Origin of the sequence: Pseudoalteromonas sp. OF5H-5, assembly GCF_021530695.1 — a bacterium.
In the GTDB taxonomy this organism is placed as follows: domain Bacteria; phylum Pseudomonadota; class Gammaproteobacteria; order Enterobacterales; family Alteromonadaceae; genus Pseudoalteromonas.
On sequence record NZ_JAKGBF010000044.1, the window covers coordinates 1 to 3,562 of the forward strand.

8 protein-coding genes are annotated in these 3,562 nt (G+C 44.4%); all 8 read right to left on the reverse strand.

The features are described 5' to 3' along the window. Positions 1–151: 151 nt before the first annotated feature. Entirely contained in the window at positions 152–343 is a 192-nt protein-coding gene (locus tag L1271_RS24470; protein WP_235369032.1) for a hypothetical protein, read from the reverse strand. Further along, a complete protein-coding gene (locus tag L1271_RS24475) occupies positions 333–578 on the reverse strand; it encodes a hypothetical protein (RefSeq protein WP_235369033.1) in 246 nt (81 codons plus the stop codon). Before L1271_RS24475 ends, L1271_RS24470 begins: the two co-directional genes overlap by 11 nt. Continuing rightward, a complete protein-coding gene (locus L1271_RS24480; RefSeq protein WP_235369034.1) occupies positions 578–976 on the reverse strand; it encodes a Mor transcription activator family protein in 399 nt (132 codons plus the stop codon). The genes L1271_RS24475 and L1271_RS24480 overlap by 1 nt, the downstream gene beginning before the upstream one ends. Then, a complete protein-coding gene (locus tag L1271_RS24485) occupies positions 969–1,616 on the reverse strand; it encodes a gp16 family protein (RefSeq protein WP_235369035.1) in 648 nt (215 codons plus the stop codon). The genes L1271_RS24480 and L1271_RS24485 overlap by 8 nt, the downstream gene beginning before the upstream one ends. A gap of 10 nt (positions 1,617–1,626) precedes the next feature. Beyond that, a complete protein-coding gene (locus L1271_RS24490; RefSeq protein ID WP_235369036.1) occupies positions 1,627–2,244 on the reverse strand; it encodes a DUF3164 family protein in 618 nt (205 codons plus the stop codon). Positions 2,245–2,256: 12 nt separating this feature from the next. Next, the gene (locus tag L1271_RS24495) at positions 2,257–2,931 is read right to left on the reverse strand and encodes a DUF7168 domain-containing protein (RefSeq protein WP_235369037.1); all 675 of its coding nucleotides are present in this window, start codon (positions 2,929–2,931) and stop codon (positions 2,257–2,259) included. Continuing rightward, entirely contained in the window at positions 2,924–3,286 is a 363-nt protein-coding gene (locus tag L1271_RS24500) for a hypothetical protein (RefSeq protein ID WP_235369038.1), read from the reverse strand. The genes L1271_RS24495 and L1271_RS24500 overlap by 8 nt, the downstream gene beginning before the upstream one ends. Before the next feature lie 2 nt (positions 3,287–3,288). Next, a partial coding sequence (locus tag L1271_RS24505) for a hypothetical protein (RefSeq protein ID WP_235369039.1) occupies positions 3,289–3,562 on the reverse strand: 274 nt, incomplete at its 5' end.

Here is a 3,562-nt window from a genome sequence, read left to right on the forward strand (position 1 = left end):
TGATCCAATGTACAAAAACTCTATAGCTAATTGTGCGAAAACTACGGGAATATGTGGGAGAGTTCGGGATTGAGTGAGAGCCTATTTTAAAATGAGTTTGATATTGTGAAAATCAGCGGCGCTCAAAAATTTGCGCCGCTTTTTTGTTTTGCTAATTGATAGACTGAACAGTTACCGCTTTTTGAGCCTCACCATTCTGTGCATACGCAGTTTGCGTTTCTTTACTTGTATCGATCATCACCTGCATTGCCTCCGCAACTTCTGCAAATGTCTCACAGCCACACTTTGATAAAAACGCTGCTATATAATGTGGGGCTAATTGTTCTGCTATATTACTCTTCATTTTCTTCCTCACTCATTAGCTCCCAAATCACTTTATATAAAGGTGGTGCTTCGGGTTCCATTGGCGGAATTGACGGGCCACCATTTCGGCCTATTCGTGCTGCTTGCTGTGGTTCTCTCAATTGCTCTTCTATATATAGCCTTTTTCCAAGCTCAAAACCAATTAGTAAAGTAGTAAAAAGTGCCAGCAGTAAGAGCCATTTGTTTACTGTGATTTCATCTTTATCTCTTTGCATTATTTTGCCCCTCGAATTCCAGGCTCTTCGATACTGGCAAAAAGATCACCTTGAATGTCTCCATACAAGATCAGGTTTTTAGTTCTGATCACCGTATAAACCCATTGAACCGAACAGCCAAATTTTTTGGCCAGCTCTCGATGATTATTGCCTCTAAACTCCGCCCATATCTGATTGCTCTTAAGCATTGCATCTAACTTACGGCCTTTACATACATAAACATATTCACCACCAAATGTTGTACGTACGGTGTCCACTACATCTAGTCCGAGTTTAGCTGCTTCGTCTTCGCCGAGTGCTTTTTTAGTTCCTTCGGCCACTAGCTCTAAAATGGTAAATAGCATACCTTCAGCACGTTCAGACGCTTTGCCCAATTCCACATGATCTAAATTAGACACTAGGCACCTCGCTATATTTACCTAACATCTGACCTGTGAAGTTAAGAGCGCTCTCAAGCTGCTCAACATTACAATTTGAAAAGTTGCTATATTTATACACAAAGCGCCCCGCCTCGAACTTTTCCTCATCGTTCAGTGGCAGCTTTTTTAGATCAGGAGCTAGTTCGCTCATGTCTTTTGCCATCAGACGCGCATACCAGCTTTTTAACTGCTCAATCAGTGCGTGAACCATAGGTGCGCGTAGCCACTCCAAACACTCAATAGCTACGTTACTGTTCATACGCTTAGCTTGTGATTTACTCCAATTGAGCAGCGCAGCCTCTGAGCCATCGCGTAAATAGCCGCGATGGCTCATCGCGATCCAAACCTGGCGCAGTTTATCCAGCGGGGTTTTGTCTTCGGGTGCAATATCACGAGTCATAGGCGAGTTGCGGCCTTTGCCACTCTTTTTAGCCTCGACTTTAAAGCCCTTGTCCTTCATATGATCCAAGACCCTTTTAAGCTCACCTAAATTCATACCTTTGCAGCTTTCTTTTTTAGTCAGTTTGACTAAATTTTGACGATACAAATCTTCGTCCCAGCCTAAACTCGTTTTGCCTACATGTATTAATTGAATCAGTTTTGATTTTGATAAATACATAACGCCACCTTTATAGAGATTTACTAACCAATGGGATTTGAATCCATGCGCCTAGCTCGTTACGCTCGTAAAATCGCACGTACGTTTTTGTTGAGCCAAAAATAAACGCATCATCTATTGCCTCCATACCAGCGGCCCAATCGTCCGACTTGTGGCTGTAACGGTATTTACTGCGCAGCTCCATGATCTTAGCTTTGCTGTATTGGCCCTCTTTGTCGGTTTCAAACGCGTTCATTACAATGTCTTTAATTAGCTGTGCTTCATCGTCTAGCTTTTCCAGTAACCCATTTACCACACCTAAAAACAGCTCTTTTGCTATCAGGATTTCAGGGCCAAAGCTAATGTCGTCAGCAACACCAACCTTTACACGGCTTTTGCCATCATACGAGGTTAGCGTGATATTGCCTTTGGCTCCGCCAATCTCAACGTTGTAGTTATGAGCCATCTCCGCAATAAAGTCGTTTACTTGCGAATACACACCACGTTTAAAGTGTTCATGTTCTGCGTTCAGTTGCTTTGCGCGCTGCACCAGTTCTAACACCAACGCATTTTGCGCCTTATCGTTGTCGCTCACTTTATCTGCTGGGACCTTGTAACCACTTCTATTTATATAAAATTCTTGTTCCATCACTTCTTCACCTTACTGCGTTAGTTTACGTTGAGATTCGCCACTTACTGGGCGGTGTATAGAGTGCTCTTTTCCTGCCCTAAACCCGTCGCTTATCGCATTGCCGACGTTAGCTTTTTTGCCACGTGTTGCGCCGCTGCTTCGTGCTAAGTCTGGGTATTGACGTACCTTATATGCTTCAATGAGTTGGTTCTCATTGTCTGTACGGGCAAACTGGGTAATTTGCTGGTGAACAGCGATTACCCAACCTTCAGCAAATCGATCACCTCTGGCTATTTTGGTACTGCGTTTGCAGCGGTTTGATTGCTGCTTAACATAAGCTGTCCGATCCGCTTTTAGCTTTGCCCACATAACATCCCAGCAGTAGCTAGCCAGCTCAGGCTGCGGGGCGATACCAATAAAGTGAATATCACTACTTGCGCAAAAGTTTTGGTTTACAAATGCATCCACACCAAATGCACGTTCAATCAGGTTAATAAACATGGCTTGATACTTAACTAACCGATTAGCGCCACACGTTGTTCGGCGCTCGTCTATATCAGAAAAGCCCACATCTTCAGCACTAATGCGGTGTTTCTCCATTAGCGCTTGCGCTGAGCGCATAGCTGCTGCGGCTTCATTTTCGTTAGTTGCAGACTTAGCCAACGCTAAACACTTTTTGATCTTGTCTAAAATGCGCTTATCCACGAGGCACCACCTGCTGAACTTTATAAAACTTTACCGAATGGCATTTAGGGCATGCGCTCGATAGCTGGTCGCCTACATACACAGCGGCTTTGTCACTTTCATTGCCTACCCAACCACAATGATGGTTTGCGCATGTGTAGCCAGGCTCGGGTGTTGTGATCACAAATTCACGCAGCTTTTGTCCAAATACGTGGCCCCAATCTTTAACCTCAACCGAATTGTGGTGTGTCAGCATTTCTTGCATTTTTCCACGGTTGGCCAATAGTGTATCCGCTTCCACTTTTGGTAGCGTAACTTGCTTTGTGATCTTGACGTTCGCGACGCCAGTGAGTGTAATTTCTACCTGTTGACTCATGGCTATACCTTTAAAACTAATGATTCTGTGATCTGCTGCTCACCAATTTGAGCGGCGGCATTCATGGCTTTAGCAAGCCAAGTGTTTACATTGAGTGGGTAAGAGCGGTCTAGCTCGGTATCATCCAATGCAATCCCGTGGCGAATGCGGCCCATACACTTGCCGCGAATCGCGCTAAGGGCATCTTCGGTAAAAATTTTGTCAGCATCTACGCCAACGCGAGATAACTTATGGCGAATATACTGAGGAACATAAATCCCTAGCGGCTGCATCTTT

Coding starts and splice junctions, on each gene's coding strand:
- L1271_RS24500 (WP_235369038.1), bottom strand. CDS start 3,286: ATGAGTCAACAGGTAGAAATTACACTCACTGGCGTCGCGAACGTCAAG.
- L1271_RS24470 (WP_235369032.1), bottom strand. CDS start 343: ATGAAGAGTAATATAGCAGAACAATTAGCCCCACATTATATAGCAGCG.
- L1271_RS24485 (WP_235369035.1), bottom strand. CDS start 1,616: ATGTATTTATCAAAATCAAAACTGATTCAATTAATACATGTAGGCAAA.
- L1271_RS24490 (WP_235369036.1), bottom strand. CDS start 2,244: ATGGAACAAGAATTTTATATAAATAGAAGTGGTTACAAGGTCCCAGCA.
- L1271_RS24475 (WP_235369033.1), bottom strand. CDS start 578: ATGCAAAGAGATAAAGATGAAATCACAGTAAACAAATGGCTCTTACTG.